The sequence below is a fragment of the Agrobacterium sp. CCNWLW32 genome (assembly GCF_037083425.1).
GTDB classification, from domain to species: domain Bacteria; phylum Pseudomonadota; class Alphaproteobacteria; order Rhizobiales; family Rhizobiaceae; genus Agrobacterium; species Agrobacterium radiobacter.
In genome coordinates this window covers 354169-380782 of sequence record NZ_JBAOJM010000003.1, presented here as the reverse complement: position 1 = coordinate 380782, position 26614 = coordinate 354169, and the positions used below count along the sequence as shown (strand labels likewise).

Annotated in this window: 26 protein-coding genes; 16 read left to right on the top strand and 10 right to left on the bottom strand. The window is 58.9% G+C overall.

Annotation, left to right across the window (positions count from 1 at the left end):
- Window positions 1-83 precede the first annotated feature (83 nt).
- On the bottom strand, window positions 84-572 hold the full coding sequence (locus V6R85_RS09160; RefSeq protein WP_060725259.1) for a DUF2306 domain-containing protein: 489 nt from the start codon (window positions 570-572) through the stop codon (window positions 84-86).
- 92 nt (window positions 573-664) lie between these two features.
- On the opposite strand from V6R85_RS09160, the gene V6R85_RS09155 reads away from it, so the two are divergent.
- The 3 genes from V6R85_RS09155 to V6R85_RS09145 all read left to right on the top strand — a co-directional run bounded on the left by V6R85_RS09155 (window position 665) and on the right by V6R85_RS09145 (window position 5533).
- A complete protein-coding gene (locus V6R85_RS09155) occupies window positions 665-1486 on the top strand; it encodes a LytTR family transcriptional regulator DNA-binding domain-containing protein (RefSeq protein WP_162695562.1) in 822 nt (273 codons plus the stop codon).
- 156 nt (window positions 1487-1642) lie between these two features.
- A complete protein-coding gene (gene carB / locus V6R85_RS09150) occupies window positions 1643-5131 on the top strand; it encodes a carbamoyl-phosphate synthase large subunit (RefSeq protein WP_111834773.1) in 3489 nt (1162 codons plus the stop codon).
- Window positions 5132-5347: 216 nt separating this feature from the next.
- The gene (locus V6R85_RS09145; RefSeq protein WP_020011319.1) at window positions 5348-5533 is read left to right on the top strand and encodes a hypothetical protein; all 186 of its coding nucleotides are present in this window, start codon (window positions 5348-5350) and stop codon (window positions 5531-5533) included.
- A gap of 35 nt (window positions 5534-5568) precedes the next feature.
- On the opposite strand, the gene V6R85_RS09140 is transcribed toward V6R85_RS09145, so the two are convergent.
- From V6R85_RS09140 to V6R85_RS09130, 3 genes are all read right to left on the bottom strand, one after another.
- On the bottom strand, window positions 5569-6708 hold the full coding sequence (locus tag V6R85_RS09140; protein WP_111834718.1) for a GGDEF domain-containing protein: 1140 nt from the start codon (window positions 6706-6708) through the stop codon (window positions 5569-5571).
- Window positions 6709-6852: 144 nt separating this feature from the next.
- Window positions 6853-8301: a UdgX family uracil-DNA binding protein gene (locus tag V6R85_RS09135; RefSeq protein ID WP_111834717.1), complete on the bottom strand. Its 1449-nt coding sequence runs from the start codon at window positions 8299-8301 to the stop codon at window positions 6853-6855.
- Window positions 8301-9533 (bottom strand): putative DNA modification/repair radical SAM protein, encoded by a 1233-nt coding sequence (locus V6R85_RS09130; protein WP_111834716.1) that lies wholly within the window; start codon window positions 9531-9533, stop codon window positions 8301-8303. The genes V6R85_RS09135 and V6R85_RS09130 overlap by 1 nt, the downstream gene beginning before the upstream one ends.
- Window positions 9534-9754: 221 nt before the next feature.
- Between V6R85_RS09130 and greA the strand changes: the two genes are divergently transcribed.
- Window positions 9755-10231, top strand: a complete 477-nt coding sequence (greA, locus tag V6R85_RS09125; protein ID WP_004430419.1) for a transcription elongation factor GreA — start codon at window positions 9755-9757, stop codon at window positions 10229-10231.
- An 88-nt stretch (window positions 10232-10319) separates the two neighbouring features.
- Entirely contained in the window at window positions 10320-11375 is a 1056-nt protein-coding gene (locus V6R85_RS09120; protein WP_111834715.1) for a glycosyltransferase family 4 protein, read from the top strand.
- A gap of 31 nt (window positions 11376-11406) precedes the next feature.
- On the opposite strand, the gene V6R85_RS09115 is transcribed toward V6R85_RS09120, so the two are convergent.
- Window positions 11407-11874 (bottom strand): Lrp/AsnC family transcriptional regulator, encoded by a 468-nt coding sequence (locus V6R85_RS09115; RefSeq protein ID WP_004430414.1) that lies wholly within the window; start codon window positions 11872-11874, stop codon window positions 11407-11409.
- 254 nt (window positions 11875-12128) lie between these two features.
- Here V6R85_RS09115 and trxB point away from each other — a divergent pair, with 254 nt between their 5' ends.
- The 4 genes from trxB to V6R85_RS09095 all read left to right on the top strand — a co-directional run bounded on the left by trxB (window position 12129) and on the right by V6R85_RS09095 (window position 16151).
- A complete protein-coding gene (gene trxB / locus V6R85_RS09110; RefSeq protein ID WP_004430412.1) occupies window positions 12129-13103 on the top strand; it encodes a thioredoxin-disulfide reductase in 975 nt (324 codons plus the stop codon).
- Window positions 13104-13127: 24 nt separating this feature from the next.
- Complete coding sequence (locus V6R85_RS09105) at window positions 13128-14024, top strand: LysR family transcriptional regulator VtlR (RefSeq protein WP_020011327.1); 897 nt, start codon at window positions 13128-13130, stop codon at window positions 14022-14024.
- Between the two features lie 600 nt (window positions 14025-14624).
- Window positions 14625-14915, top strand: coding sequence for an ArsR/SmtB family transcription factor (locus V6R85_RS09100; protein ID WP_004430405.1), 291 nt, complete (start codon window positions 14625-14627; stop codon window positions 14913-14915).
- A gap of 123 nt (window positions 14916-15038) precedes the next feature.
- Window positions 15039-16151, top strand: a complete 1113-nt coding sequence (locus V6R85_RS09095) for an alkene reductase (protein ID WP_060725136.1) — start codon at window positions 15039-15041, stop codon at window positions 16149-16151.
- Window positions 16152-16205: 54 nt separating this feature from the next.
- Here the strand turns inward: V6R85_RS09095 and V6R85_RS09090 are convergent, their stop codons facing one another.
- Both V6R85_RS09090 and V6R85_RS09085 read right to left on the bottom strand, forming a co-directional pair.
- Entirely contained in the window at window positions 16206-16595 is a 390-nt protein-coding gene (locus V6R85_RS09090) for a DUF6220 domain-containing protein (RefSeq protein WP_004430402.1), read from the bottom strand.
- Complete coding sequence (locus tag V6R85_RS09085) at window positions 16595-17632, bottom strand: NAD-dependent epimerase/dehydratase family protein (RefSeq protein ID WP_111834714.1); 1038 nt, start codon at window positions 17630-17632, stop codon at window positions 16595-16597. The genes V6R85_RS09090 and V6R85_RS09085 overlap by 1 nt, the downstream gene beginning before the upstream one ends.
- A gap of 89 nt (window positions 17633-17721) precedes the next feature.
- Here V6R85_RS09085 and V6R85_RS09080 point away from each other — a divergent pair, with 89 nt between their 5' ends.
- Window positions 17722-18666, top strand: a complete 945-nt coding sequence (locus V6R85_RS09080; protein ID WP_004430398.1) for a LysR family transcriptional regulator — start codon at window positions 17722-17724, stop codon at window positions 18664-18666.
- Window positions 18667-18701: 35 nt separating this feature from the next.
- Here V6R85_RS09080 and V6R85_RS09075 read toward each other — a convergent pair whose 3' ends face one another.
- Window positions 18702-18968 (bottom strand): DUF2188 domain-containing protein, encoded by a 267-nt coding sequence (locus V6R85_RS09075; protein WP_004430396.1) that lies wholly within the window; start codon window positions 18966-18968, stop codon window positions 18702-18704.
- Between the two features lie 193 nt (window positions 18969-19161).
- Here V6R85_RS09075 and V6R85_RS09070 point away from each other — a divergent pair, with 193 nt between their 5' ends.
- Window positions 19162-20268: a calcium:proton antiporter gene (locus V6R85_RS09070; protein ID WP_112958660.1), complete on the top strand. Its 1107-nt coding sequence runs from the start codon at window positions 19162-19164 to the stop codon at window positions 20266-20268.
- A 164-nt stretch (window positions 20269-20432) separates the two neighbouring features.
- Here the strand turns inward: V6R85_RS09070 and V6R85_RS09065 are convergent, their stop codons facing one another.
- On the bottom strand, window positions 20433-21635 hold the full coding sequence (locus V6R85_RS09065; protein ID WP_004430390.1) for a pyridoxal phosphate-dependent aminotransferase: 1203 nt from the start codon (window positions 21633-21635) through the stop codon (window positions 20433-20435).
- A gap of 210 nt (window positions 21636-21845) precedes the next feature.
- Here V6R85_RS09065 and V6R85_RS09060 point away from each other — a divergent pair, with 210 nt between their 5' ends.
- The 4 genes from V6R85_RS09060 (at window position 21846) to V6R85_RS09045 (ending at window position 24946) form a co-directional block, all read left to right on the top strand.
- Window positions 21846-22772 carry an EAL domain-containing protein gene (locus V6R85_RS09060; protein WP_087744662.1) on the top strand — a complete coding sequence of 309 codons (927 nt, stop codon included), beginning with the start codon at window positions 21846-21848 and terminating at the stop codon, window positions 22770-22772.
- Between the two features lie 146 nt (window positions 22773-22918).
- On the top strand, window positions 22919-23230 hold the full coding sequence (locus tag V6R85_RS09055; RefSeq protein ID WP_111834712.1) for a hypothetical protein: 312 nt from the start codon (window positions 22919-22921) through the stop codon (window positions 23228-23230).
- Window positions 23231-23382: 152 nt separating this feature from the next.
- Window positions 23383-24285: a DMT family transporter gene (locus tag V6R85_RS09050; RefSeq protein ID WP_060725141.1), complete on the top strand. Its 903-nt coding sequence runs from the start codon at window positions 23383-23385 to the stop codon at window positions 24283-24285.
- Window positions 24286-24730: 445 nt separating this feature from the next.
- Window positions 24731-24946, top strand: coding sequence for a cold-shock protein (locus tag V6R85_RS09045; RefSeq protein ID WP_003494703.1), 216 nt, complete (start codon window positions 24731-24733; stop codon window positions 24944-24946).
- A gap of 86 nt (window positions 24947-25032) precedes the next feature.
- Here V6R85_RS09045 and V6R85_RS09040 read toward each other — a convergent pair whose 3' ends face one another.
- A complete protein-coding gene (locus tag V6R85_RS09040) occupies window positions 25033-25677 on the bottom strand; it encodes an MBL fold metallo-hydrolase (RefSeq protein WP_111834711.1) in 645 nt (214 codons plus the stop codon).
- A gap of 232 nt (window positions 25678-25909) precedes the next feature.
- On the opposite strand from V6R85_RS09040, the gene V6R85_RS09035 reads away from it, so the two are divergent.
- A complete protein-coding gene (locus V6R85_RS09035) occupies window positions 25910-26509 on the top strand; it encodes a DUF1236 domain-containing protein (RefSeq protein WP_111834710.1) in 600 nt (199 codons plus the stop codon).
- Window positions 26510-26614 lie beyond the last annotated feature (105 nt).

Sequence of the window (26614 nt, the reverse complement as noted above, 5' to 3'; positions counted from 1 at the left end):
GATACCGCCTTAACAAGCTGCCATATAACGGCACTATAATACATCTTGTTCCGGAAGAAAGCAGAGGCGGCGAACGGAGTCTCTCAAGCGGCTCTGCGTCTTTGTTTCAATACGGTCAGAAACAGGAAGGCAAACACGAGAGCGCCGGCGGAAAGGGCCGCAAAACCGGCTTTGCCATCACCAAAAGCAACCTCATGCATGAGGCGACCGGGAACGAAGGTGAAACCTCCGGCAACAACGATGCCGCCGAGATAAACGCTCTGCATGATGCGCATATGGCGTCTGATATCGCCGCGCCGGGCGAAATAGACCGATTGCAGACAGCCATAGAGGGTGAAGGCCGAGAGCAGATGGATCGGGCTGAAACCGTAAAACACCCTCAATTCATGGATGAAGAACGTCGAAACGGAAGTCGTGACCATCAGCATCACCCAGATCTTGCCGAGCAGCCGGTGGATGGCGGTTCCCTTGCGGCGCAGGAAGATGAAGGCGCCGAGAATGGCTGCGGGCACGACGGTGGCGACATGGAATTGCACGGCGAGCGGTGCGTCTAACAATGGCTGGAATGACATGGTTGCTGTTTCGGCTCGGTTGAAATCACCGGCAATTTCGGCAAAACATGCGCTCAAGAAAAACGGATTGACGCCAACCGCAGGAAAACTTCGTGGATCACCCGTATCTGCAATCCACGCTTCGTGAAATGCACGCCGTCCTGCAATCGCGCAGGCTGTGGCTGACATTTCTCGCCGTGCTGGCGATCTTCATCGTGACCGGGCCTTTCGGCACGAGCGAAACCATGAGTTTCGCCGACCGGTTGCTTTACTGGACAATCATACAGGCCGTCGCCTGGACATTCGCCATATCCTTTTCCATCATCGCCAACAGCACCCTTGCCGGCAGCATCGAAAACATGCTGACGCGCATGATGATCGGTTCGCTGACGGCCACCCTGCCGATCGGGCTCATGCTCACCGTCACGAACCGGGTATTTTCAGGTAAGGAAATGGGTTTCGGCCCCTTTTTAGAAAGCAGCCTGTCGGCCCTGCCTCTCTGTGCCATCTTCTGCCTGCTGAGTTATCTCACCACCGGCCAGTCGCTCGAAACAACGGCCAACGCCGTTACGGACACAGACGATGATACCAAGCGTGAGGTGAAAGGCGTCGCGCCGCTGCTGGAGCGGCTGCCACCGCAAAAGCGCGGAGAATTGCTGCGGCTTTCGGTGCAGGACCATTATACGCAGATCGTCACCACGCGCGGGCGTCAGCTCGTTCTGCTGCGTTTTGCCGATGCTCTGAAAGAGATTGGCGAGACGCAGGGCTTGCAGGTACACCGGTCGCACTGGATCGCCGATGCCGATGTCGTCGCGCTGCGTAAACAGGCGGGCCGTCTGCTTCTCATGACAAGGGACGGTTCGGAAATCCCCGTCAGCCGCTCTTATAATGCAGCGGTGCAGGCCCGTTTTGCGGCCCTTGCCCCAGCCCGTTAAGAGTTTCTGTCGATTCCGGAATTTATGGGGTTCCGTTCTCAAAAACATTTGCCTATAAGCCGCTTCTAGCCTGAAAACTTTGAATTGCGCGCCCCGGCCGGTGATCTTTCACCCTGGCTGGTGTTTTGCGCAACCAAAACGCGGAACGAGAGAGCCATGCCGAAGCGCCAAGATATCAAGTCCATCCTCATCATTGGCGCAGGACCGATCGTCATCGGTCAGGCATGTGAATTCGACTATTCCGGCACGCAGGCCTGCAAGGCGCTGAAGGAAGAAGGTTACCGGGTCATTCTGGTCAACTCCAACCCGGCCACCATCATGACCGACCCCGGCCTTGCCGACGCCACTTACGTTGAGCCGATCACGCCTGAAGTTGTCGCCAAGATCATCGCCAAGGAGCGCCCGGACGCGCTTCTGCCGACCATGGGCGGCCAGACCGCGCTCAACACCGCGCTTTCTCTCAAGCGCATGGGCGTTCTCGACCGCTACAATGTGGAAATGATCGGCGCGAAGCCCGAAGCCATCGACATGGCCGAAGACCGCGCCCTCTTCCGCGAGGCCATGGCTCGCATCGGCCTCGAAACGCCGAAGTCCATGCTGGCCAACGCCACTGAAATCAAGGACGCCGACCGCAAGAAGCACGAAGCTGCCCGCGCCGAACTCAAGGCGAAGCTTTCCGGTGCGGAACTGGACAAGGCGCTGGACGATCTGGAAAACCAGTGGAACCTTGGCGAGACCGACCGCAAGCAGCGTTACATGGCGCATGCGATCGCAATCGCCGCCCAGGCGATCGACCATGTCGGCCTGCCCGCCATCATCCGCCCATCCTTCACGCTCGGCGGCACCGGCGGCGGCATTGCCTATAACCGCTCCGAATTCTTCGACATCGTCTCCGGCGGCCTCGACGCTTCGCCGACCACCGAGGTGCTGGTCGAAGAATCGGTTCTCGGCTGGAAGGAATATGAGATGGAAGTGGTCCGCGACACCGCGGACAATTGCATCATCATCTGCTCCATCGAAAACATCGATCCGATGGGCGTCCACACCGGCGATTCCATCACCGTTGCGCCAGCGCTGACGCTGACCGACAAGGAATACCAGATCATGCGCAACGCCTCGATTGCGGTGCTGCGTGAGATCGGCGTGGAAACCGGCGGCTCGAACGTGCAGTTCGCCGTCAACCCGAAAGACGGCCGCCTCGTCGTCATCGAAATGAACCCGCGCGTTTCGCGCTCGTCCGCTCTCGCCTCCAAGGCAACCGGCTTCCCGATCGCCAAGATCGCCGCCAAGCTCGCCATCGGCTATACGCTCGACGAGCTGGAAAACGATATCACCGGCGGCGCGACGCCTGCCTCGTTCGAACCGTCGATCGACTACGTCGTCACCAAGATCCCGCGTTTCGCCTTCGAGAAGTTCCCGGGCGCCTCGCCGATCCTCACCACGGCCATGAAGTCCGTCGGTGAAGTCATGGCCATCGGCCGCACCTTCGCAGAATCGCTGCAGAAGGCGCTGCGCGGCATGGAAACCGGCCTCACCGGTCTCGATGAAATCGAAATCCCCGGCTTTGAGGAAGGCGAAGGCTCCAAGAACGCTATCCGCGCCGCCATCGGCACGCCAACGCCGGATCGCCTGCGCATGGTCGCACAGGCGCTGCGCATGGGCATGACAGCGGAAGAAGTTCACGAAAACTCGAAGATCGACCCCTGGTTCATCGCCCAGTTCAAGGCAATCGTGGATATGGAAGCCCGTATTCGCGAGCAGGGCCTGCCGCAGGACGCCGAGAACCTGCGCATGCTGAAGGCCATGGGCTTTTCCGACGCCCGTCTCGCAATTCTGACGGACAAGCGCCCGAAGGAAGTGGCGGAGCTGCGCAACAGCCTCAACGTCCGTCCGGTCTTCAAGCGCATCGATACCTGCGCGGCCGAGTTCGCTTCGCCCACCGCCTATATGTATTCGACCTATGAAATTCCCTTCGTCGGTGCTGCCCGCTCTGAAGCGCAGGTTTCCGACCGCAAGAAGGTCGTCATCCTCGGCGGTGGCCCGAACCGTATCGGCCAGGGCATCGAGTTCGATTATTGCTGCTGCCATGCCGCCTTCGCGCTGAAGGATGCCGGCTTCGAAGCGATCATGATCAACTGCAACCCGGAAACGGTTTCCACCGACTACGACACCTCCGACCGTCTCTATTTCGAGCCGCTGACGGCCGAAGACGTAATCGAGATCATGCGCGCCGAGCAGGAAAAGGGTGAACTGGTCGGCGTCATCGTGCAGTTCGGTGGCCAGACCCCGCTGAAGCTGGCCGAAGCGCTGGAAAAGAACGGTATCCCGATCCTCGGCACCGCGCCTGACATGATCGATCTTGCCGAAGACCGCGACCGCTTCCAGAAGCTGCTGATGAAGCTCGATCTCGCCCAGCCAAACAATGGTATTGCCTATTCGGTCGAGCAGGCACGCCTCGTCGCCTCCGAAATCGGCTTCCCGCTGGTCGTGCGTCCGTCCTACGTTCTGGGTGGCCGCGCCATGCAGATCATCCATTCGGAAGGCCAGCTGCAGACCTACCTGCTCGATACGGTTCCGGGTCTCGTGCCTGAGGACATCAAGCAGCGTTACCCGAACGACAAGACCGGCCAGATCAACACCCTGCTCGGCAAGAACCCGCTTCTGTTCGACAGCTACCTGACCAACGCCGTCGAAGTGGACGTCGATGCGCTGTGCGACGGCGAAAACGTCTTCGTTTCGGGCATCATGGAACATATCGAAGAAGCCGGCATCCACTCGGGCGACTCGGCCTGCTCGCTGCCTTCGCGTTCGCTGAGCAAGGAAACGCTCGACGAACTGGAACGCCAGACGACGGCTCTTGCCAAGGCGCTCAACGTCGGCGGCCTGATGAACGTTCAATATGCCATCAAGGATGGCACCATCTACGTTCTCGAAGTCAACCCGCGCGCCTCGCGTACCGTGCCTTTCGTCGCCAAGACCATCGGCGCGCCGATCGCCAAGATCGCCGCCCGCGTCATGGCCGGTGAGAAGCTCGATGCGGCGATTGCCGCTTATGGCAAGAAGCCGGATCCGCGCAACCTGAAGCACATCGCCGTCAAGGAAGCCGTATTCCCGTTCGCGCGCTTCCCCGGCGTCGACATTCTGCTCGGACCGGAAATGCGTTCGACCGGTGAAGTCATCGGCCTCGACACGGATTTCGCGCTGGCCTTCGCCAAGAGTCAGCTCGGCGCCGGCGTCGATCTGCCCCGCTCCGGCACGGTCTTCGTTTCCGTGCGTGACGACGACAAGGAAGGCGTTCTGCCGGCCATCCGCATTCTGGTGGAAAGCGGCTTCAAGGTTCTCGCAACCGGCGGCACCCAGCGTTTCCTTGCTGAACAGGGCATCAATGCCGAAAAGATCAATAAGGTGCAGGAAGGTCGTCCGCATATTGAGGACGCCATCCGTAACCGTCAGGTCCAGCTCGTCATCAACACCACCGACAGCAACAAGGCGATCTCCGACTCGAAGTCGCTGCGCCGCGCAACGCTGATGCAGAAGGTGCCCTACTACACCACGATGGCCGGTGCGGAAGCCGCAGCCCTCGCCATCAAGGCGCTGAAGGCCGGCAATCTGGAAGTGAAGCCGCTGCAGAGCTACTTCAACTAAGTTTCTGCGGAAAAAGTCCGCAAGATTGAAAACAAAACGCCGCGGATCGCCATGTCCGCGGCGTTTTGCATCGCGTAATCCCGCTGCAATCCGTTGCGGGTATCAAAAAGACATCATTCCCACGCGAGGCCCATGATGTCTTTTCCTACACCTGAAAAATCCGCCCCCGCCAGCGGTCGCATGATTTCCCTGAACTTGAAGCTGCAGGGTTAACTCATGGCTGGACGTCCGCCAGGCCCGGAGCGCGTGGCTTTTCCGCTGCGGATCGAACCGGCAATCTTGAATGAAATCCGCCACACCGCGAGCGATGAACTGCGCAGCATCAATGCCCAGATCGAGATATTGTTGAAAGAGGCCCTACGGCATCGCGCCGCGATGGATGCGAGTGCGCCGAGCGGCTGAGCCGCAAGCTGCCAGCCGCAGAAACGAGGATGCCCCTAGGCCGCCAGCGCCTCGCGGACGCAGTTGCGCCCTTCGGTCTTTGCCCGGTAAAGCGCACGATCCGCCATTTCGGCAAGCGTCTGGAGATCGCAGCGCATGTCGCCGGTGGCGGCAACGCCGATGCTGATCGTCACTCCGACACGCAGACCGCCGCAGTCGACCTCGCTGACCGCAATCGCATCGCGAATACGTTCGCCGATCATGCAGGCCTTGTGAACGCCGGCGCCAGGCAGATAGATGATGAATTCCTCACCACCGTAACGCGCCAGCACATCCCCACCACGAATGCTACCGCCAATGCGCTTTGCCACTTCCTGCAGCACGCTATCGCCGACGGCGTGGCCGAAACGGTCGTTGATCGACTTGAAGTGATCGATATCGAGCAACATGGCCGCGTCGGCGGGATGAGGCGTCGCGGGCATGGTCTGGAAGAAGAAGCGCCGGTTCTTAACGCCGGTCAGGGGGTCCGTATTGGCAAGAACCAGCAATTTCCGTTCCGACCGCTCGGCAACCAGCATCATCACGAACAGGGCGATCGCGAAGTTCAGCATGATGATGAAGAAAAACGCATTGACCAGATTGAGGGTGGCATAGCCGGGAAAAAGCACACTTTTCATCACCGCCAGCGAAATGAGACCGGAGACGCCGGTAATCGCACCAAGCGCCAGACGGGAAAGCAGCGGCTCCCTGCGCCATCCGGCAAAAAGCACCAACGCCCCGGCGATATAGGCCAGCGACGCGCAGCCATTGAAGAGCGCCGCGCGAAGCGCATTATTGTCCGCCACCTGATGCGCGACGACCATCGTCAGCACGGCGATAAAACATACAAAGGATAGGATTCGCCGGTCTACGGCGCGTCCATCGCTCAACGTCTTCAAGCCGAGCCAGATCAGCGCATAACCGACAACACCAAAAACGACACTGCCCAGTTGCCATAAAGCCGGCGACAATATTCCCCATTCTCCGTAACCGGCAAGCGTGGAGCCAATCGCCATCGTCGCAAAACCCGCCGCGAGAGGAATGGGACCGCGCAAATCGCGATTGGTCATTTTCAGGTAGATAAAACTCAAAAGCCCAACGATGTAGGAACACTTTTGCATCAATATGACTGTCGTAAGGTCGAGCTCACCCAACATGATTTGTCCATATAAATTCGGAGGACTTAATTATAATATTAAGTATAAAATTTTAATAAAAATAACATATAAATAATCAATAAATTATACTACTGTAAGTTAATATTCGCCCATTGAAATAAATCTCCAATCGTAGACAGAAATCTATTCGAACGTTCTAATAAAATGCATATCCTTTGTGAATCTTGCCATCTCCGCCTCTTTCGCCTGCGTATCGACAAGGCGCAGTAGATAGGACGGGTGCACAGTGACAAAAAGCGTCCGGCCCTCCTCCATTGGCAAAGGACGCCCCCGTATCTCCGTGACCTTTTCCTTGCCGCCGGTCAGCGCATAAAGCGCCGTTGCGCCCATGGCAACGATCAGTTTTGGCCGAACAAGCGCGATTTCCTGATTGAGCCACCAGCGGCATTGCTCCACTTCGCCCGCATTCGGACGCTGATGAATGCGCCGTTTGCCGCGCGTTTCGTATTTGAAGTGCTTGACGGCATTGGTGACGTAAAGCTTTTTGCGTTCGATGCCGATTTGGGCGAGAGTCCGGTCAAAGAGCTGGCCGGCCGGGCCGACGAAAGGTTTGCCGGCGAGATCCTCGTGATCGCCCGGCTGCTCGCCCACGATCATGATGTTCGCATCCTCTGGGCCAGAGCCGAAAACCGTCTGCGTGGCGTTGCAATGCAGGGGGCAGCGGGTGCAATGGCCCGCCTCCCGCGCCAGCGACGCGAGCGTACCATCCGGCACCGGTTGCGGCGTCTCCCGTGCAGCGGCCGCAGCCTGCAGGCGGTGGTGAAACGGCTGCGGCTGGCTTGCCGCTTTGGCGGCCATCTCCAGCACCCGCGCCTCTGCTCCGAGAATCAGACCGGGAATGAGATCGGCTTCCGGCAGGTTCTTCCAGTATTTCTTTGGCATCTCCGCCGTCATGGCTTTGATCTTCAGGCGGGCCGGATTGAATATATTGGCATAATAGGTCCGCCAGAGTTCATCCGTCTCGTCCGTCAGATCAGGCTTTTCCGCCGCTTCCCGCGATGTCTCCAGCGCGTTTCCGTCCCACCGTGCAGAGCCCTTCGGCGTGGCGATCAGCCAGTCCATGTCGGTAAACCGCCGCTGGAAAAACGCGGCCGTGCGCTCGACGATGAAATGGTCAGGCTCAAACCAGGCAATAAACCGCCGCCGCCCGCCCTGCCCCTGAGGCAAGGGCACTTCCTTGAAACGGACAAAAGCAGTCATCTTGTGACAATCGCGTCTGACGGATTTCTCAAGCAGCCGGACCTCTGAAACATCCGGATCGGACTTGAACTGCAACAGTGCGCGATCCTGCCTCAGCCGCCACAACAGCCGGTAAAGCAGTGCAAAACGGCCTGCATCGCTATGACAGATGACGGCCTGCGCCAGCGCCACGAACGAAGCTGGAACGGAAACCTGCCCGGACCCAGAACCGGCCGCCGGCAAGGGCTCGCCGGCAAAATCCAACAGCCCTGCCCCGTCATCCCGCAACCGCCAGTCAATCATCTCGGGTCGAATATCGGCGGCAAGCGCCGCGCGGGCGGCATCGCGCCACTCGCCGAAATCACCCCGCCCTTCCAGAACCGGGCCGTACATCACAGGAGCGACAATTGCTCGGGCTGCGGCGCAAACATCGCCCGCAAATCCGGCCGCTCGGTCAGCTTGCCCGGCGTCCAGCCCTCTGCGACGATGAAGGCCTTCACCTTTTTCAGGGAAACACCAAAGCGGGCGATATCCTCCAGCCGCAACCGCCGGAACCGTCGCGACGACAGAATGGATGCGACCGTTTTCGTACCGAAACCGGGCACGCGCAGCAGCATTTCCCGATCCGCCACGTTGACGTCCACAGGGAAACGCTCGCGATGCTTCAGCGCCCAGGCGAGCTTCGGGTCGATATCGAGATCGAGCATGCCATCGCCCCCGATCGCGGTTATCTCACCGATGTCGAAGCCATAAAAGCGATACAGCCAGTCGGCCTGATAAAGCCGGTGTTCACGCATGAGCGGCGGCTTGATGAGCGGCAGGTTCTTCGACGAATCCGGAATGGGGCTGAAGGCCGAATAATAAACGCGCCGCAAACCGTAGCTGCCATAAAGCCGGGCGCTGGTGGAGAGAATGGTGCTATCGTCTGCGCCATCGGCCCCCACGATCATCTGCGTGCTCTGACCGGCCGGCGCAAAGCGCTTGGTCTTGCGTGTCCGGACGGTCGGCTCCCCCGCCTCCTCGATCTTCAAACGGATATCGGCCATGGAGCGGCGAATATTGGCGGGCTGCTTTTCCGGCGCGAAACGGCCAATGCCGCTATCGGTCGGCAATTCGATATTGATCGAAAGACGATCCGCATAAAGCCCCGCCTCCTCGATCAGCCTGGGCGACGCTTCGGGAATGGATTTCAGGTGGATATAGCCGCGAAAACCATGGGTAACGCGCAGTTCACGCGCCACGCGCACCATCTCTTCCATCGTGTGATCGGAGGAGCGGATGATGCCGGAGGACAGGAACAGCCCCTCGATATAGTTACGCCGATAAAACTCCAGCGTCAGCCAAACCACTTCTTCTGGCGTAAACCGCGCTCGCTCGACATTGCTGGAAGAGCGGTTAATGCAATAGGCGCAATCATAGATGCAGAAATTGGTCAGCAGAATTTTCAGGAGCGAAATGCAGCGCCCGTCCGGCGCATAGGCATGGCAGATGCCCGACCCTTCCGTGGAGCCCAGACCGCCTGACACTGCGGAGTTGCGTTTTGTCGTGCCGCTCGATGCGCAGGAGGCATCATATTTCGCCGCGTCGGAGAGAATGGCCAGCCGTTGCCTGATCGACTTCTTCATAGCAATGTTCACTATATGTTCCATTGAAGAATGTCAATAATGGCAGTCAAGCCTTTGATTGAATGAGGAAATACTCACACCTCAAATTTGCTGGCATTTCGCTGTCGTCTTCTGATATAGTCGGCTCAGTTATGATTTTGGCATGGTTCCGGAGTTCCTCTCCGGAACCTGTTTCTTTTTGTGTCTGCAAGTAAAGCGACCGGAATGCGAAGGATAAAAAAATGGTAGAAAAAGTACCGATGACTCAGGGTGGATTCGTCAAGCTGCAGGAGGAGCTGCGCTTTCGCCAGCAGGAGGAGCGTCCCCGTATCATCGAGGCAATTGCGGAAGCGCGCGCCCATGGCGACCTTTCGGAAAACGCCGAGTACCATGCTGCCAAGGAAGCCCAGAGCCACAATGAAGGCCGCATCACCGAACTCGAAGACCTGACCGCACGCGCGGAAGTCATCGACCTGTCCAAGATGTCCGGTTCCAAGATCAAGTTCGGCGCCACCGTCAAGCTGATCGACGAAGATAGCGACGAGGAACGAACCTACCAGATCGTCGGCGACCAGGAAGCCGATGTGAAGGCTGGCCGCATCTCCATCTCCTCGCCGATTGCCCGCGCCCTGATCGGCAAGGAAGTCGGCGACAGCATCGAAGTCAACGCGCCCGGCGGCGCCAAGGGCTACGAGATTCTCGCGGTACAGTGGGGCTGATTGCCCCGACGTGCAATGCGCCCCACACGGGCGCATTGCTTTTTGACGTATTGAATCTCCAAACCAGCCGTAGAGACGGAAGCCCATCTTGTCCCACGTCAGTCTGAAAGATGTGCAGGTGCTTGCGCCGAACTTCAAGCGCAGGCTCTCCGGCGTCACCTCCACCATCGTCCAGCTGATACCGGTGCAGAACCGGCTGGGACAGAAGGTGGCCACCATCGGCCCCGGCCTGCCGCCGCATCTGCCGCATGTGCGTTTCCGCGATCTGTCGCGGCTCTGGCAAAACGGCCCGCAGGGTGGCCCGCGCATCTGGCATGCCCGCCGCAACCTCGAAATGCTGCCGGGTCTTCTGATGCGCGATGTGCTGCGCATGAAGGTGAAGCTGCTCTTTACCTCCGCGGCACAGAGGCGGCATTCCGCCTATACCCGTTTTCTGATTTCGAAGATGGATGCCGTGGTTGCGACCAACGCCCGCTCCGGCTCGTTCCTGGAAGTGCCCCATCGCGTCGTCATGCATGGCGTCGATACCGACCTTTTCCACCCGGCCACCGGTCCGGAAGATACGATCGCGGCAACCGGCCTGCCGGGCCAATATCTGATCGGCTGTTTCGGACGCGTGCGCCACCAGAAGGGCACCGATCTATTTGTGCGCGCCATGATCGAACTTCTGCCCAACCATCCGCAATGGACAGCTGTAGTGTCCGGCCGCGTCACGGCGGAACACAAGGCCTTCGGTGATGCGCTCAAGGCCGATGTCGCCGCAGCCGGCCTTGCCGACCGCATCGTATTTCAGGGCGAAGTTGACGACATCAAGCCCTGGTACCGGCGGCTGACGCTCTATGTCGCCCCATCCCGCAATGAAGGTTTCGGCCTGACACCGCTCGAAGCCATGGCCTCCGGGACGGCCGTTGTCGCCAGTAATGCCGGCGCTTACGAGGAAATGATCGTCACGGGCGAGACCGGGGCGGTTGTCGATGCGGGTGACTATGCCTCGCTGAGAGACGCGATAAAGACCTATCTCGCCGATCCTGCTCTGGCCAAAGCCCACGCAAGTGCCGGACTTGCGCATGTGCGCAGCACTTTTCCGCTGGAAAAAGAAGCGACAAGTCTCGGCGAAGTCTATGAGGCGTTGCGGCGGGGGTAATGCCCCCCGAAGCCGACAAAAAGCCGGCCGATCAGATTTCCACCAGACCGACGCGCTTGACCTGACGGATGGTGAGCATGGTGCGCACCGTATCGACATTTTCGTCCGCCGTCAGAACCTCGATGACGAAATCCTGAAATTCCGTCAGGTTCTTGGCGACGCAATGCAGCAGAAAGTCGCTTTCGCCCGACACCATCCAGGCCTGCCGCACCAGCGACCAGCCGGCAGTTGCCGCCGCAAAAGCCTTCAGATTGCTGTCCGACTGGCGCTTGAGACCGATCATGCAGAAGGCGACGAGGTCGAAACCGAGCTTCGGGGCGTTCAACATGGCGTGATAACCCTCGATCACGCCCGCCTCCTCCAACTTGCGGACCCGCCTCAGGCAGGGCGGCGCGGAAATACCGACCCTTTCGGCCAGTTCCACATTGGTCATACGCCCGTCGCGCTGCAATTCGCGCAGGATTTTCAGATCGATGGCATCGAGTTCGACGCTGGTCACGGAGGAGTACCTCGTTAAGCTGGAGAACTTCCTTGTACTATTCGGCGCGGGATTCGCAACATTATGCCACCTCCCGGTCACAAAATTGCGCGCGCATCCACAACTGCCTTGTTGGTAACGCAAGGCTGCCCTTGAATAAAGACACTAGACAACCTTAAATACCGGGCAATGAAGGGGTTGTGGCCTGTCCGCCGTGTTGCGGCTGGAAGGTCTTGCTGCTGAAAGGCCCCGCTACCGTAAAAAGGAATGTTTCCATGTCTGCCCGCCATACCAAGGTATTGATCATTGGCTCTGGTCCCGCCGGTTATACCGCGGCGATCTACGCGGCCCGCGCAATGCTGAAACCCGTGCTGATTGCCGGCATGGAACAGGGCGGCCAGCTGATGATCACCACCGATGTCGAGAACTATCCGGGCTTTGCCGATCCGATCCAGGGCCCTTGGCTGATGGATCAGATGCTGAAGCAGGCGACCCATGTGGGTGCGGAAATCGTCAGTGACCTCGTCACCGAAGTTGAAACCAATGTACGGCCTTTCGTGGTCAAGACCGATTCCGGTCAGGTCTGGACCGCCGACACGCTGATCATCGCAACCGGCGCCAAGGCCAAGTGGCTGGGTATCGAGAGCGAACAGCATTTCCAGGGCTTCGGCGTTTCCGCCTGCGCCACCTGCGACGGCTTCTTCTATCGCAACAAGGATGTGATCGTGGTCGGCGGCGGTAACTCCGCCGTGGAGGAAGCGCTCTATCTCGCCCATATCGCTAAATCTGTGACCGTCGTGCACCGCCGCGACAGCTTCCGCTCGGAAAAAATCCTTCAGGAACGGCTGTTCGCGAAGGAAAACGTCAAGATCCTGTGGAACACGGAAATCGCCGAAATCACCGGCGCTCCCGCCAAGCCGCCAATGCCGCCCTCCGTCTCGGGCGTGAGGTTGCGTGACACCAAGACCGGCGCGATCAGCGACACGCCGATCGACGGCGTCTTCGTCGCCATCGGCCACGCGCCGGCGGTTGAACTGTTCAAGGGCAAGGTGAAGCTCAAGGACAACGGCTATATGTGGACCGCACCCGATTCCACCGCAACCGATGTTGAGGGCATTTTCGCTGCCGGCGACGTCACCGACGACATCTACCGTCAGGCAATCACCGCCGCCGGCATGGGCTGCATGGCCGCCCTCGAAGCAGAACGGTACCTCACCGCGCAACAACCGCTCGCGGTAGCAGCGGAATAACCGAAAGGCAGGATAGGCATGGCAATGCCATTGGACTGGGATAAACTGCGCATTTTTCATGCCGCAGCCGAAGCGGGGTCTTTCACCCATGCTGCCGACAAGCTGCATTTGTCCCAGTCGGCCATCAGCCGTCAGGTCAGCGCGCTGGAACAGGATGTCGGCGTCAAGCTGTTCCATCGCCACGCCCGAGGCCTGATCCTCACCGAACAGGGCGAGCTGCTTTATCGCACCGCCCATGACGTGCTGCTGAAGCTCGAAACCGTCAAGATGCAACTGACGGAGACGACGGAGAAGCCGAGCGGCAAGCTGCGCGTGACGACGACCGTCGGTCTCGGCCAGGGCTGGCTGACGGACAAGGTGCAGGAGTTCCTGCAGCTCTACCCGGAAATGTCGATCCAGCTCATCCTCGACAATGAGGAGCTGGACGTGAACATGCGCCACGCCGATTGCGCCATCCGTCTGCGCCAGCCGCAGCAGTCGGACCTCATCCAGCGCAAGCTGTTCACGGTGCATATGCACGTCTATGCCGCGCCGTCCTACATCAACCGTCACGGAGAGCCGCAGTCGATCGAGGATCTCGACAACCACCGCATCATCTCTTTCGGCGAGCCGGCGCCCAACTATCTCCTTGATGTCAACTGGCTGGAAAATGCCGGACGGTCTTCCGACAATACGCGCACGCCGCATCTGCAGATCAACAGCCAGACATCGATCAAGCGCGCCTGCCTGTTGGGAATCGGCATCGCCTGTTTGCCTGACTATATCGTCGGGCGCGATCCCGGCCTCATCCAGCTGTCGCTCGCCGCAGATATTCCGTCATTCGATACCTACTTCTGTTATCCCGACGAGATGAAAAACGCTGCAAAGCTGAAAGCCTTCCGCGACTTCATCGTCGCCAAGGCGCGGAACTGGAACTTCTGACGTTAAAATAGACGGTGCTTGGCTATCGCGCTTTAATTTCAACAGCTTACGCAAAGCGTTGCGTGAGCGGAATGCTTGCGCTCTCCGGCAGCATTGCACATAAAATATACCGGAAATATCGAGGGCTGCGTGGTACGCATGCCTGACCTGCACAAAAAAGAGTTGTTTCGTGCACAAAAAAGCACCATATCGCTCTCAGCTGATGCACACGGTGGCTTTTCCTCCCAGTTCCACCGCATCAGCTGTTCCCCTCTGGAGGTTTTTGACCTTCACACTTAAAGGGCCCTGGATCTATCCGGCGGCCCTCTTTTTTTACCCGCAAGAATTTTCTCCAAATTGGCGAAATATCGCATGATGCAACCTTGTTTTGCATTATTGCCGCTCCCATATTTTAGTTGGCTGTCACGCTCGCCCAAGGCACGCGACAGCTGTTCCCCTCTGGAGGTTTTGACCTTCAAACTTGTCAGGCCGCGGAGACATCCAGCGGCCTTCTTTTTTGGAACCGCCTGCCCACTCCCCACGGTCCTCACAGAGACGTGACTTGTATATCGAAAATGACCGATATAAATATCGTTCATGTCAGATATTAAAGAAACCCAGATGAACCCGGAGGAAATCCTCAAGGCCCTTTCGCACCCTGCAAGGCTGAAATTTCTGGAATGGCTGAAGCGCCCGGAAAGTCACTTCTGTCAGGAGCACCCGCTCAGCATGGGGGTGTGCGCCAACCAGTTTCAGATCAGCGGCCTGTCGCAATCCACCGTCTCGTCGCATCTGGCGGTGTTGCAGACAGCCGGTCTCATCAGGTCGAAAAAGGTCGGGCAATGGGTGTTTTTCGAACGCAACGAGGAAACCATCGACGCTTTCCGCAATTATCTGCAAGCCAATCTCTGAGCCTCCCAAGCTTTGAGCCCCGGGGTGCCGGACAGGAACCGCAACGCGGGTTTCGATCCGGCACCCGACCCAGATAGCGCGCCTGCCGCGCAATTTCGCCAACCGACCAGAAAGTGAAGTCGCATGACCAGTCTTTTCGAACCGGCACAGGCCGGCGATATCGCACTCGCCAACCGTATCGTCATGGCCCCCCTCACCCGCAACCGCTCGCCGGGCGCAATTCCCAACAATCTCAACGCCACCTATTACGAGCAGCGCGCCACAGCCGGGCTGATCGTCACCGAAGGCACGCCGATTTCCCAGCAGGGTCAGGGTTATGCGGACGTTCCGGGTCTCTACAAGCGGGAAGCGATCGAAGGCTGGAAACAGGTCACCGATGGCGTGCATTCAGCCGGCGGCAAGATCGTCGCGCAAATCTGGCATGTGGGCCGCATTTCCCACACCTCGCTGCAGCCGCATGGCGGTCAGCCGGTTGCTCCTTCCGCCATTCCCGCCAAGTCGAAGACCTATATCATCAATGATGACGGCACCGGCGCCTTTGCCGAAACCTCAGAGCCCCGCGCGCTCACCATCGACGATATCGGCCTCATCCTCGAGGATTACCGCAGCGGCGCACGCGCGGCTCTGGAGGCCGGTTTCGACGGCGTCGAAATCCATGCCGCCAATGGCTACCTGATCGAGCAGTTCCTGAAATCCAGCACCAACCAGCGCACGGATGAGTATGGCGGCTCGATCGAAAACCGCGCCCGCTTCCTGCTGGAAGTTGTCGATGCGGTGGCGGAAGAGATTGGCGCGGGCCGCACCGGCATCCGCCTTTCCCCCGTTACCCCCGCCAACGATATTTTCGAGGCCGACCCGCAGCCGCTCTACAATTACGTGGCGGATCAGCTCGGCAAGCGCAATCTCGCCTTCATCCATGTGGTTGAAGGCGCAACCGGCGGTCCGCGCGATTTCAAGCAGGGCGACAAGCCTTTCGATTACGCAGCCTTCAAGGCCGCCTATCGCAATGCCGGCGGCAAGGGCCTGTGGATCGCCAATAATGGTTACAACCGCGAGAGCGCCATCGAAGCCGTCGAAAGCGGCAAAGTCGATGCCGTGGCCTTCGGCAAGGCATTCATCGCCAATCCGGATCTGGTGCGCCGCCTGAAAAACGATGCGCCGCTCAACGAGCCGAACCAGCCGACCTTCTATGGCGGCGGAGCCGAGGGTTATACCGACTATCCGGCGCTCGCCTGATAAAGGACCAAGCAAATACGCCGCACTGCTTGAGAGCGGTGCGGCGTATTTCTTTCAGCGCAGGCTTCGCGCCTGCCGTGCGGCAAAATCGGAAAACGCGCCCATGACGAAGGCGTTGGGCACATGCAGCGCCTGCAGAAAGCCATTGCCCGTTTCCCGGCCGATGCTCATCAGCGCCACCTGAAGACAATAAAGACCGAGCAGGACCAGCGCGCGGGCAAGGTTAGGCCGCAGCTCGTCATATCGCAGAGCGAGGACCATCAGCGACAGGATCGGAACGGCGATCAGGAAACCGAGCCCCTTGTGCAGCGAAAGCAGCGATCCATCATAATAGAGCGAAAGCCCGGCCAGCAGCACCTGCGCGAAGATCAGCACCGGCACGCTTGCCGAAATTACGGCAAACAGGCGACGCCGAGCCGACATTCCATTCGCAGCCGTCGCCATCACACCCTGCCCCCGGCATCCGCCGGATGAGGAAGGCTCGTCGGGTCCTGCCTCTGCTCAAGGCAGCCGAGGCTCGCCAATGTCGCGGATACCGCGACATCGATTGGTGTTTTGGGTTCCGTTCCAAGGAAATCCGTCAGCTTGCGATTGCTCATCCGGATCGGCATCTGCCAGAGATATTGCATTTCCAGCACTTCGCGGAACAGGGGAACGAAAGGGGCGGCCAATTTGATGCCCGACCAGAATAGCCGCCTCCGCTTGACCGGATGCCCCACAACCCGCTCGATCGCGTCAATCAGCTGCAGCCCATCGAAATCCCAGAAACCTTCCATGTGATAGACGGCGAAAGCCGGAAGCTCGCCTGCCCGGTCCAGCAGCCGGCCAATCGTCTCCGCCACGTCAGGCAGATAGGCCCATTGATGCCCCGCATGAGGGGCGGCGGGATTCTGGACGCTGCGGACCGGCTTTCCCGGCCTTACCAGCATCTGCGAAAACCAGTTATTTCTCGCATCCGGCCCAAAGAAATCCCCCGCCCGGACGATCAGTACCGGCACGCCACGCATCGACGCCATTTTCAGCCGCCGCTCCATTTCCACACGCAGTGTGCCCTTGCGGGTAAAGGGCTTTTGTGGGCTCTCTTCCGTCAGGAGAGGAAAAGCATCCGGGCCGAAATTATAGACGCTGCCCGGAAAGACGATCCTCGCCCCGCAGGCCTCGGCAGCGGCGATGGTATTGTCCAGCATCGGCAATACCTGCCTGTCCCAGTTGCGATATCCCGGAGGATTAACCGCATGGACGATCAGCCGCGCATCCTTTGCCGCGTCCAGAACATCCTGCCGGTTCATGGCGTCTCCGGTTACGAACTCGACATCACCATTTGTACGGGACGCCGTTTGCTGCCGTGTCATCGCCCTCACCCGCCAGCCGCGTTGCTGCAGCATCCTGGAGACCTGACTGCCGACACCGCCATTCACCCCCAAAATCAGGGCCAGAGGCCGGTCATTCGCCGCTGTATCTGCGTTGTTTTCATATATCATCGCCGTACTCCTTGTTGTGGGCTGGAGTATCGTCCCGTTCTACGATATACGAAATTATCCAAATGAGTGGAGCAGCTATACAAAATCTTATGACCAGAAGCCGTGACATCAGCTGGGATTTTTATCGCACCTTCCTCAGCGTGCTGAGCGACGGTTCGCTTTCCGCCGCCGCGCGCGAACTCGGCATCACCCAGCCGACGGCGGGACGCCACATCGGCGCTCTGGAAGAAGCCGTCGGTTTTCCGCTGTTCATTCGTTCGCCCCATGGATTGATGCCGACGGAAGCAGCGCTTGCGCTCCGTCCCTATGCGGAAAATCTAGCGGCGACGACCGCAGCCCTCATGCGCGCGGCCTCCGGTGAGGTCGGCAAGATCGAAGGCACCGTGCGCATCAGCGCCTCTGATATCATCGGCGTGGAAATGCTGCCGCCGATCATCACGGCCATGCAGGAGGTGCACCCGCGGCTTGAAATCGAGCTTTCGCTTTCCGATACGCTGGAAGACCTTTTGCGGCGTGAGGCCGATATCGCCATTCGCATGACCGAACCGCAGCAGGATGCGATCGTCATGCGTTACATCGGTAATTTCCGTCTGGGATTTCACGCGACGCGCGACTATCTCGCGAGAGCCGGCGCTCCGAAGAGCATGGAAGATTTGAACCATCACCGCATGGTCGGCTTCGACCGCAAGACGCCTTTCATCCGGGCGGCCATCCAGCGGATGCGCTCGCTCGATCCTGAAATACCCGATATTGAGGAAATTTCCTTCGAAATCCGCGCCGACAGCAACCTCGCCCAGCTTGCCATGATCCGCGCCAGCGCGGGCATCGGCGTCTGTCAGATCGGTCTGGCGCGCAAGGACCCTCGGCTTGTGCAGGTGCTTCCGAAAATCGACATCCCGCTCCACACCTGGGTCGCGATGCATGAAAATCTCAAGACTTCACCGCGATGCCGTGCCGTCTTCAGCGCCCTCGTGGAAGGCCTCAAGGGTCATCTCAAAGAAACCGATCCGGGTGCTCCGCCGAAACGGCGCTAGCGCCAGTCCAGCATCGATACCGCAAAACTCGCTCATCAAAACGGTCTGGCCGGCTGTGACGTCTTGTCGACCACCTCGGCTTCCGGCCGATCGCCGCCCTGGCTATATTCCTCATGCCAGTGGCCGCTCTCATCCTGATAGCTGATTTCCTCGTCATCGCCTCCCACCTGCTGTTCGGCGGCAACGATGCGCGCGGCCTCGACCGCATCGGCATAGGTAGGAAATGTTTCGGAATAAGCGCCGTTCATGCGGTAGGCGAAGCCTCCGTCATGTTCGACGATTTCATACACCACTTTGGTCATGCATGGTCCTCCTGTCTCGGTAGGCGACATGGCAACCACAACCGCGTTTCAAGCATTGCACCCGATGGGACAGCGCGGCATGAGCAGCATGTCCTGCGACACCACTATCCTACCAAAAGCATTCAAGCGCAAATCCTGCTTGATCTCACGGACGATACGTCACAGCCTGGGTCTGACAGGGGAAGGGAAATCAATGGCGGGTTCTATTCTGAAACAGGAGCGGATGCTGCTGCTCGCGATACCGGCGGCAATCATCGCCTATATGACCGAGCATGCCATATTCGAAGCCGGAAAAACGGCGGCGCTCATTGCCGCAATCGTGCTGATCGGACTGATCGTTCACATCTCGATGCGGGTCGCCCATCACGCCGAAATCCTCGCCGCCAAGGTCGGCGATCCCTATGGAACGATGATCCTCACCCTCTCGGCGGTCGCCGTGGAAGTGCTGATCCTCGCCATCATCATGAGCGAATCCAGTTCACCCACCCTCGTGCGCGATACGATCTATTCCGCCGTCATGATCGACATCAACGGCATTCTGGGCCTGGCCGCCCTGCTCGGCGGTCTTCGCCATGGCGAGCAGCCCTATAATGACGATTCCGGCAAGACCTATGGCGTGATGATCCTCACGGCCATGGGTATTTCGATGATCGTGCCGGAGTTCATTCCAGAGCAGAGCTGGCACGTCTATTCCGCCTTCACCATCGTCGCGATGATCGCGCTTTATGCGCTCTTCCTCAAAATGCAGGTTGGCCCTCACAGCTATTTCTTCAGCTACGCCTATCCCCGCAAGGCGCATCCGGCCGGCCAGCCGTCACACGGTCATGCCGAGGAGGAAGACGAAGGCAGCGTTCCGCTTTCCATCGGCCTCATCATCGCCGGCGTGGTGCTGATCGGCGTGCTGGCGGAATTCATGTCGACCTTCCTGAGCGAAAGCCTCGAGGGCACCAGCGCACCGCCCGCACTGATGGCGGTCGTGGTGGCAACAATCTCGGCATCACCGGAAATCCTCACCGCGCTCCGCTCCGCATTGCGCAACCGCATGCAGGCCGTGGTCAATATCGCCATGGGCGCATCGCTCTCGACTGTTATCCTGACCGTGCCTGTCATGGAGGGCATCGCGCTCTATACCGGCCAGCCCTTCATCATGGCCATGACGCCGGTTCAGACCGTCATGGTCTTCATCACCCTCATCGCCGCCGCCATCAACCTCAATGACGGTGAAACCAACGCGATCGAGGGAATGACGCATTTCATCCTTTTCGCCACCTTCATCATGCTGCTGTTTCTTGGGCTTTAAAAAACGGGCGTCGCGCCTGGATTTCAGGCATCTGACAAGGCGTAGAAACCTCTCCTCCGTCATCCTCGGATCAAGCCCAAGGATGACGTCTAGCGTGCGGAAGCCCCATCGAACAAAAAAGCCCGGCATCGCTGCCGGGCTTCTTTCAAGACTGTATCAACCGATCAGCGGCAATCGGCGCAGAAGCGCTGGATGCGCTTGCAGGCTTCTTCCAAGAGCGCTTCCGACGTGGCGTAGGAAATGCGGAAGTTCGGGCCGAGGCCGAAAGCCGATCCCTGCACGACAGCGACGCCTTCGGCTTCCAGAAGCTCGGAGACGAAATCCACATCCGACTCGATGACCTTGCCCGACGGCGCGGTCTTGCCGATCATGCCGGCGCAGGACGGGTAGACGTAGAACGCGCCTTCCGGTGCCGGGCAATTGATGCCCTTGGCCTGGTTGAGCATGGAAACGACGAGATCACGACGACCTTCGAAGATTTTCTTATTGGTCGGAATGAAATCCTGCGTGCCGTTCAGCGCTTCGACAGCTGCCCACTGTGCGATGGAGCTCGCGCCCGAGGTCTGCTGGCCCTGGATCATGTCCATGGCCTTGATCAGCGGCAGCGGGCCGGCTGCGTAGCCGATACGCCAGCCGGTCATGGCATAGGCCTTGGAGACGCCGTTCATCGTCAGCGTACGGTCATAAAGCGAAGGCTCTACTTCCACCGGGGTGACGAATTTGAAATCGCCATAGGTCAGGTGCTCATACATGTCGTCAGTCAGCACCCAGACATGCGGATGCTTGACCAGCACGTCCGTCAGCGCCTTCAGCTCGTCATGCGAATAGGCAGCGCCCGAGGGGTTGGACGGCGAATTGAAGACGAACCACTTGGTCTTCGGCGTGATCGCCTTTTCCAGCGCTTCCGGCTTCAGCTTGAAATTGTCTTCGAGCGTCGTGTCGACAAAAACCGGCGTACCACCGCAAATCGCCACCATTTCCGGGTAGCTCACCCAGTAAGGCGCGGGAATGACAACTTCATCACCCGGGTTCAGCGTGGCCATGAAGGCGTTGAAAAGGATCTGCTTGCCGCCCGTGCCGACAATCGTCTGCTCCGGCTTGTAGTCCAGGCCGTTTTCACGCTTGAACTTGTCGGCAATGGCCTTGCGCAGTTCCGGAATGCCGGAAACAGGCGTGTATTTCGTTTCACCGCGCTTGATGGCGTCGATGGCCGCTTCCTTGATATTTTCGGGCGTATCGAAATCCGGCTCGCCGGCGCCAAGGCTGATCACATCGCGGCCCTTCGCTTTCAGCTCACGGGCTTTCTGGGTAACAGCGATGGTGGCGGATGGCTTTACGCGGGAGAGAATGTCGGCAAGGAAGGCCATTTTTAATCGGTCCTATTGGGGTTGACATCAGCAGAGGTTGGAAAACTTGTCATCTGCGGCATTTTCTATGTCGAAAGACAGGCCTTCTTTCAAGGTCAAAAGCCGGCTTATGTGCCGCTGCAGAGAATTTAACCTTCCTTAACCCGGAAGTAACGCTTGATACGCTACATTCGCGAGCCTAGAGGTCGTGTCTCTATAGCTGGTTGAAAAATGGCGCTCAAAAGCATCTTTTCCAGTCTTGTCCGCGAGGTCGATGGCACATGGTCCACGGCCTATCGCACCTTTAACCTGAAATCGGCACTGCAGCCCATTTTCCGCCGCACGATGAGCGGGGTGCTCGACATCGATTCCTTCGAGGGTCTTGTGCGTCCCCACCGCAATGGCGAGCCGGTGACGCCGGGCGAATTTTTCTCGCTGGTCGCGCCGGAAGACATCGAAAATATCGACAGCATCCTGCGCACGATCCATATTCTCAACACCGGCAGGCTCAACCGTTCCCGCGCCCGCATCTTCGTCAACTTCCATCCGGGCCTGTTCCAGACGCCGGCCAAGATGCGCCAGGAAGTAGAGCGCATGCGGCTTGCCGCCCACGAGGCCGGCATGACGGCGGATCGCATCGTCTGCGAAATCTCCGAGAAAAAGGCCTCCGACACACAGATGGTCGCGGACTTCGCTTACCACATGCACGATATCGGCTTTCGCGTGGCGCTTGATGACTATGGCGCCGGCGATTCCGACATCGACCGGGTAAAACTCATCAAGCCGGATTATGTGAAATTCGAAGCGGGCTGGGTGCGCGATTTCATGCAGAATTCGGCGGGCGCCGCCCTTCTGCGCGTCATCGTCCACCAGTTCCGCGACGATGGGATTGAGCCGGTCTTCGAAGGGCTGGAAACAGGCTGGCAAGTCGATCTCTGCGAGGAACTCGGCGTCCTGCTCATGCAGGGTTACGTGCTGGCGAAGCCCGAACTTGCCCCGACCAGTTTCGACGCACGTTTCCCGGAACTCGGCAGTGAATATTTCGCCCCGTCAAGGGCGGAGAGAAACGCTGCACCACCCACATTTTCAAGGGAAGACCGCCCGGTCGATCCGCATCCTCTGCGCCAGGTCAGGACCTTCGGAAAACGCGGCCTCTGACGTCATATCCGGCCAAAAGGACGCCATATCAGGCTTTGCCACAATATTGCCGCAATAAATGCTGCGGAACGCCAGAATTCGGTCTCCAAGCCGTCCATTTCGAAGCCTCTTTTATCCTTTAAGAACAGGGACAAGAGGCGACAGCCATGTTTACCAACGATCGGACTTCCGTTGAAAGGTTAAGGGCGCAGAGAACGCTGTTTTCCCTCTGGATGGCCGTTGCGGCTTTTCTTGTCATCGTCACCATGGCCGCCGGCATCGCAACCTCGGCCAATGCGGCTGCTCAGGCGATCGACACCCCGCACACCTCCGCCATCCCTCAGGTAGCGGCAACCACGAAGGCCGGCCCTCACATCCTGCTCATCGTCCTGTCAGCCGCAGCCTTCATCGGCCTCGGCATTGGCGGCCTGACGCTCACCCGGCGCAGCCTGAAGGACGAGGCCCGCCGCTACAAATAAGCGGCCTCCCCCCTCGACTTGCGGCCTCGGCATGTTGCTGCTAAAGCACCCGGGAACAGTCGTCCGCGTCGCCGGATCGACATTCCAGAAATCCCCTGTTTGCCACGGCCGTGACTGAATGATCTCTCGGCCCTGCTCTGCTGGTGCCAACAATGACGCGTATTCAGGCCAATATGCTGCTTCTGCTCGCCGCAGCAATCTGGGGAGGCGGCTTTGTCGCGCAATCCTCCGCCATGGCCTCGATCGGCCCGTTCTGGTTCGTCGGTCTGCGTTTCGCCATTGCCGCCATCGCCGTGCTGCCCTTCGCGCTCATGGAAACACGGTCGCTGAAATCGCCGCCGCGCCGGCGCGAAATCGGCAGTTTCATTCTCGTGGGCCTCGCCCTGTTCGGCGGCGCCACCACCCAGCAGGTCGGGCTCCTGACCACGACCGTCACCAATTCCAGCTTCCTGACCGGGCTCTACGTCATCTTCGTGCCCGTGATTGCCGTCGTGCTTTACCGGCGTCATCCCCACTGGATCGTCTGGCCATGCGCGCTGATGATGCTGGGCGGCATATTCCTGCTCTCCGGCGGCGCCTTCGAGACGCTGACAACGGGTGATATTCTCAGCATCATCTGCGCCTTCTTCTGGGCGATCCAGATCACGCTGGCCGGACGCTTCGTTTCCGAAAGCGGAAGGCCGCTGGCGCTTTCCTGCACCCAGTTCGCCGTTTGCTCCCTTCTTAGTTGCATGATCGGTGTCGTGTTCGAACCGATCAGCATGGCCTCCATCGAGGCTTCGCTCGCGGAAATCCTCTATGTCGGCCTCGTCTCCTCCGGCCTCGCCTTCGTGCTGCAGGTCATCGGCCAGCGTTACACCACGGCCCCGCAGGCTGCGATATTCCTGTCTTCGGAGGCGCTTTTCGGCGCTTTGCTGGCCTCGATTTTCCTCAAAGAAACCATTTCGGGCGCCGGCTACATCGGCTGCCTGATCATATTCGTCGCGATCCTGATCGTCGAACTGGTGCCGGAACTGACGCGCAAACGGCAAAAACCCATGGCCGGAGCGGCCTGACGCAAAAAGAACTTATTTTTCTTATTCCGCCATAAATGCGGGGTACGGCATTCAAATTTTGCCGTGAAATCCTGCGGCAAACGGCAATTATTTCATCAATTGTCGCCCCTGCAGAAAAAATATGCGATTGCGCGATGTTATTCTACCGCAGGTTTTTTATCTGACAAAAAGCCCGTGAAAACTTTTGCTTGCCAATTTTTGATAAACGCATCACTCTACCGCGGTTCGGGCAATTTGCGAGCATGGGAAGGCCTATAAATTTGCGCACTGGGGACGCTATAAACCTCGGGCGGTGGGACGAAAAACGTTGGATGAGAACGCCATTACTTCCTGCTGCGAAGGTCCATTTTCTCAATAGTCAAAAACTGCCTGCCAACGCCCACGCGGGGCAAAACTGTAATGCTGCCTGTAGCTGAACGCGGGCAGAGCGAAAAGGACCTGATGCATGGCCGAAACTGGCACCGTAAAATTCTTCAATACAGACAAAGGCTTCGGCTTCATCAAGCCAGACAATGGTGGCGCTGATATCTTTGTTCACATCTCTGCTGTACAGGCTTCCGGCCTGTCCGGACTTTCAGAAAATCAGAAAGTGAGCTTCGACACGGAACCGGATCGTCGCGGCAAGGGCCCGAAGGCAGTCAATCTGCAGATTGCTGGCTGACCCTAAAACGGCTTTCTTTTCTAGTTGAAGCCCGGCAGGAATGCCGGGTTTTTTTGTGCCGTCCATAGGCGTAAATCGCCGGGACCTCAGATACCCTTGAGATAGGGATTGTTACGCCGCTCGTCGCCCAGCCGCCCACCGGGGCCATGGCCGCAGATGAAGCCGACATCATCGCCGAGCGGCAGCAGCTTGTCGCGAATGGACGCCATCAATTGTTCGTGGTTTCCGCCCGGCAGGTCCGTGCGCCCAACCGATCCCGAAAACAAGACGTCGCCGACATGGGCGAATTGCTGGTCGCGGTTGTAGTAAATGACATGGCCGGGTGCGTGGCCCGGGCAATGATAGACCTCGAAGACGTGGTCTCCGAAGGATACCTTGTCGCCATCCTTCAGCCATTTGTCGGGCACGACATTCTTCAAACCGCTGATACCGTATTTTTCGGCCTGCACCTCGATCCTCTCCAGCAGCGGCCGGTCGTCCTCATGCGGCCCGATGACTGGCAAAGAGAGCTTCTCGCGCAGTTCGTCGGCACCGCCGGCGTGGTCGAGATGCCCGTGCGTCAGCCAGATTTCCTTGAGCGTGATGCCGTTTTCAGCAACGACCTGAAGAATGATGTCCACATCCCCGCCGGGATCAACGACGACGCCCTCCTTGGTGTCCTGATCGAACAGGATGGTGCAATTCTGCTCGAATGGCGTGACCGGAATAATGCCCGCCTGCAACTTTCCCATATCCTGCATCTCCTGTCTGAAAGGTTGCGCCTCCTATAGCCCGCGACCGCCTTCGGCACAATGGCAGCGGAAATGACACCCGCTTTCAGTGACCGCCCACTCTAAAAATAACCATGAAATACAGCAAGATAACAAGAAATCCTCCGCATATCTCGGGAATTGCCGGCGAAAAATGTGGAACGCCCTGATGGCTGCGACGTTCTAGCTACAGTCTTGAAAAGGAGTGAGACACATGGACAAGACGCTTAAAATGCTCATAGCTGGCGGCGCCTTCGCCCTGATGGCAGGTTACGCGAACGCCGCCATGGTCGCCACGACAGCATCGGATATTTCCGTTCGCTCGGGCCCCGGTGAAGACTATCCCGAAGTGGGGCTGGCCACCCGCGGCAGCAATGCGGTTCTGGATGGCTGCATGGAAGGCAGCAGCTGGTGCCGCATCGAAGTCAACGGTCTGCGCGGCTGGGCTCATGCGGATTATCTGAATGTCATGTATGAGGGCTCTCCCGTCATTCTCGAACAGCGCCGCTCGGACCTCAGCGTGCCGGTGGTCACCTATGAAAAGACCTCGAGCGTGCAGGCCGAACCCAATCCCGGCGATCCAAACCTCGGTCGCGTTGGCGAGGTGGACCCGCCGCAATCGGTGATGACCTATATTGACGAGCATCCAGCGGATACCGTCACTTATGACGGCGACATAGCTGTCGGTAGTGTATTGCCGTCAGATACACGTCTCGTCGAAATCCCCGACTACCAGTATCGTTATGTCCGGGTGAACGATGTGCCGGTTCTCGTCGAACCTTCGACGCGGCGGATCGTCTACGTTTATCAGTAGAGGTTTCTGCCGGGCAAATCGCCCATCGGGCGACATGAAACAAATGAAGAGCGCGGGCTTTCCGCGCTCTTTTCTATTTCCGGTAAAGGCCACTCAGGATTCCAG

Excerpts from the sequence above, each read along its gene's own strand:
- V6R85_RS09160 (WP_060725259.1), bottom strand. The coding sequence starts at position 572 with ATGTCATTCCAGCCATTGTTAGACGCACCGCTCGCCGTGCAATTCCAT.
- carB (WP_111834773.1), top strand. The coding sequence starts at position 1,643 with ATGCCGAAGCGCCAAGATATCAAGTCCATCCTCATCATTGGCGCAGGA.
- V6R85_RS09145 (WP_020011319.1), top strand. The coding sequence starts at position 5,348 with ATGGCTGGACGTCCGCCAGGCCCGGAGCGCGTGGCTTTTCCGCTGCGG.
- V6R85_RS09140 (WP_111834718.1), bottom strand. The coding sequence starts at position 6,708 with ATGTTGGGTGAGCTCGACCTTACGACAGTCATATTGATGCAAAAGTGT.
- V6R85_RS09135 (WP_111834717.1), bottom strand. The coding sequence starts at position 8,301 with ATGTACGGCCCGGTTCTGGAAGGGCGGGGTGATTTCGGCGAGTGGCGC.
- V6R85_RS09130 (WP_111834716.1), bottom strand. The coding sequence starts at position 9,533 with ATGAAGAAGTCGATCAGGCAACGGCTGGCCATTCTCTCCGACGCGGCG.
- greA (WP_004430419.1), top strand. The coding sequence starts at position 9,755 with ATGGTAGAAAAAGTACCGATGACTCAGGGTGGATTCGTCAAGCTGCAG.
- trxB (WP_004430412.1), top strand. The coding sequence starts at position 12,129 with ATGTCTGCCCGCCATACCAAGGTATTGATCATTGGCTCTGGTCCCGCC.
- V6R85_RS09105 (WP_020011327.1), top strand. The coding sequence starts at position 13,128 with ATGCCATTGGACTGGGATAAACTGCGCATTTTTCATGCCGCAGCCGAA.
- V6R85_RS09100 (WP_004430405.1), top strand. The coding sequence starts at position 14,625 with ATGAACCCGGAGGAAATCCTCAAGGCCCTTTCGCACCCTGCAAGGCTG.
- V6R85_RS09095 (WP_060725136.1), top strand. The coding sequence starts at position 15,039 with ATGACCAGTCTTTTCGAACCGGCACAGGCCGGCGATATCGCACTCGCC.
- V6R85_RS09090 (WP_004430402.1), bottom strand. The coding sequence starts at position 16,595 with ATGGCGACGGCTGCGAATGGAATGTCGGCTCGGCGTCGCCTGTTTGCC.
- V6R85_RS09085 (WP_111834714.1), bottom strand. The coding sequence starts at position 17,632 with ATGATATATGAAAACAACGCAGATACAGCGGCGAATGACCGGCCTCTG.
- V6R85_RS09080 (WP_004430398.1), top strand. The coding sequence starts at position 17,722 with ATGACCAGAAGCCGTGACATCAGCTGGGATTTTTATCGCACCTTCCTC.
- V6R85_RS09075 (WP_004430396.1), bottom strand. The coding sequence starts at position 18,968 with ATGACCAAAGTGGTGTATGAAATCGTCGAACATGACGGAGGCTTCGCC.
- V6R85_RS09070 (WP_112958660.1), top strand. The coding sequence starts at position 19,162 with ATGGCGGGTTCTATTCTGAAACAGGAGCGGATGCTGCTGCTCGCGATA.
- V6R85_RS09065 (WP_004430390.1), bottom strand. The coding sequence starts at position 21,635 with ATGGCCTTCCTTGCCGACATTCTCTCCCGCGTAAAGCCATCCGCCACC.
- V6R85_RS09060 (WP_087744662.1), top strand. The coding sequence starts at position 21,846 with ATGGCGCTCAAAAGCATCTTTTCCAGTCTTGTCCGCGAGGTCGATGGC.
- V6R85_RS09055 (WP_111834712.1), top strand. The coding sequence starts at position 22,919 with ATGTTTACCAACGATCGGACTTCCGTTGAAAGGTTAAGGGCGCAGAGA.
- V6R85_RS09050 (WP_060725141.1), top strand. The coding sequence starts at position 23,383 with ATGACGCGTATTCAGGCCAATATGCTGCTTCTGCTCGCCGCAGCAATC.
- V6R85_RS09045 (WP_003494703.1), top strand. The coding sequence starts at position 24,731 with ATGGCCGAAACTGGCACCGTAAAATTCTTCAATACAGACAAAGGCTTC.
- V6R85_RS09040 (WP_111834711.1), bottom strand. The coding sequence starts at position 25,677 with ATGGGAAAGTTGCAGGCGGGCATTATTCCGGTCACGCCATTCGAGCAG.
- V6R85_RS09035 (WP_111834710.1), top strand. The coding sequence starts at position 25,910 with ATGGACAAGACGCTTAAAATGCTCATAGCTGGCGGCGCCTTCGCCCTG.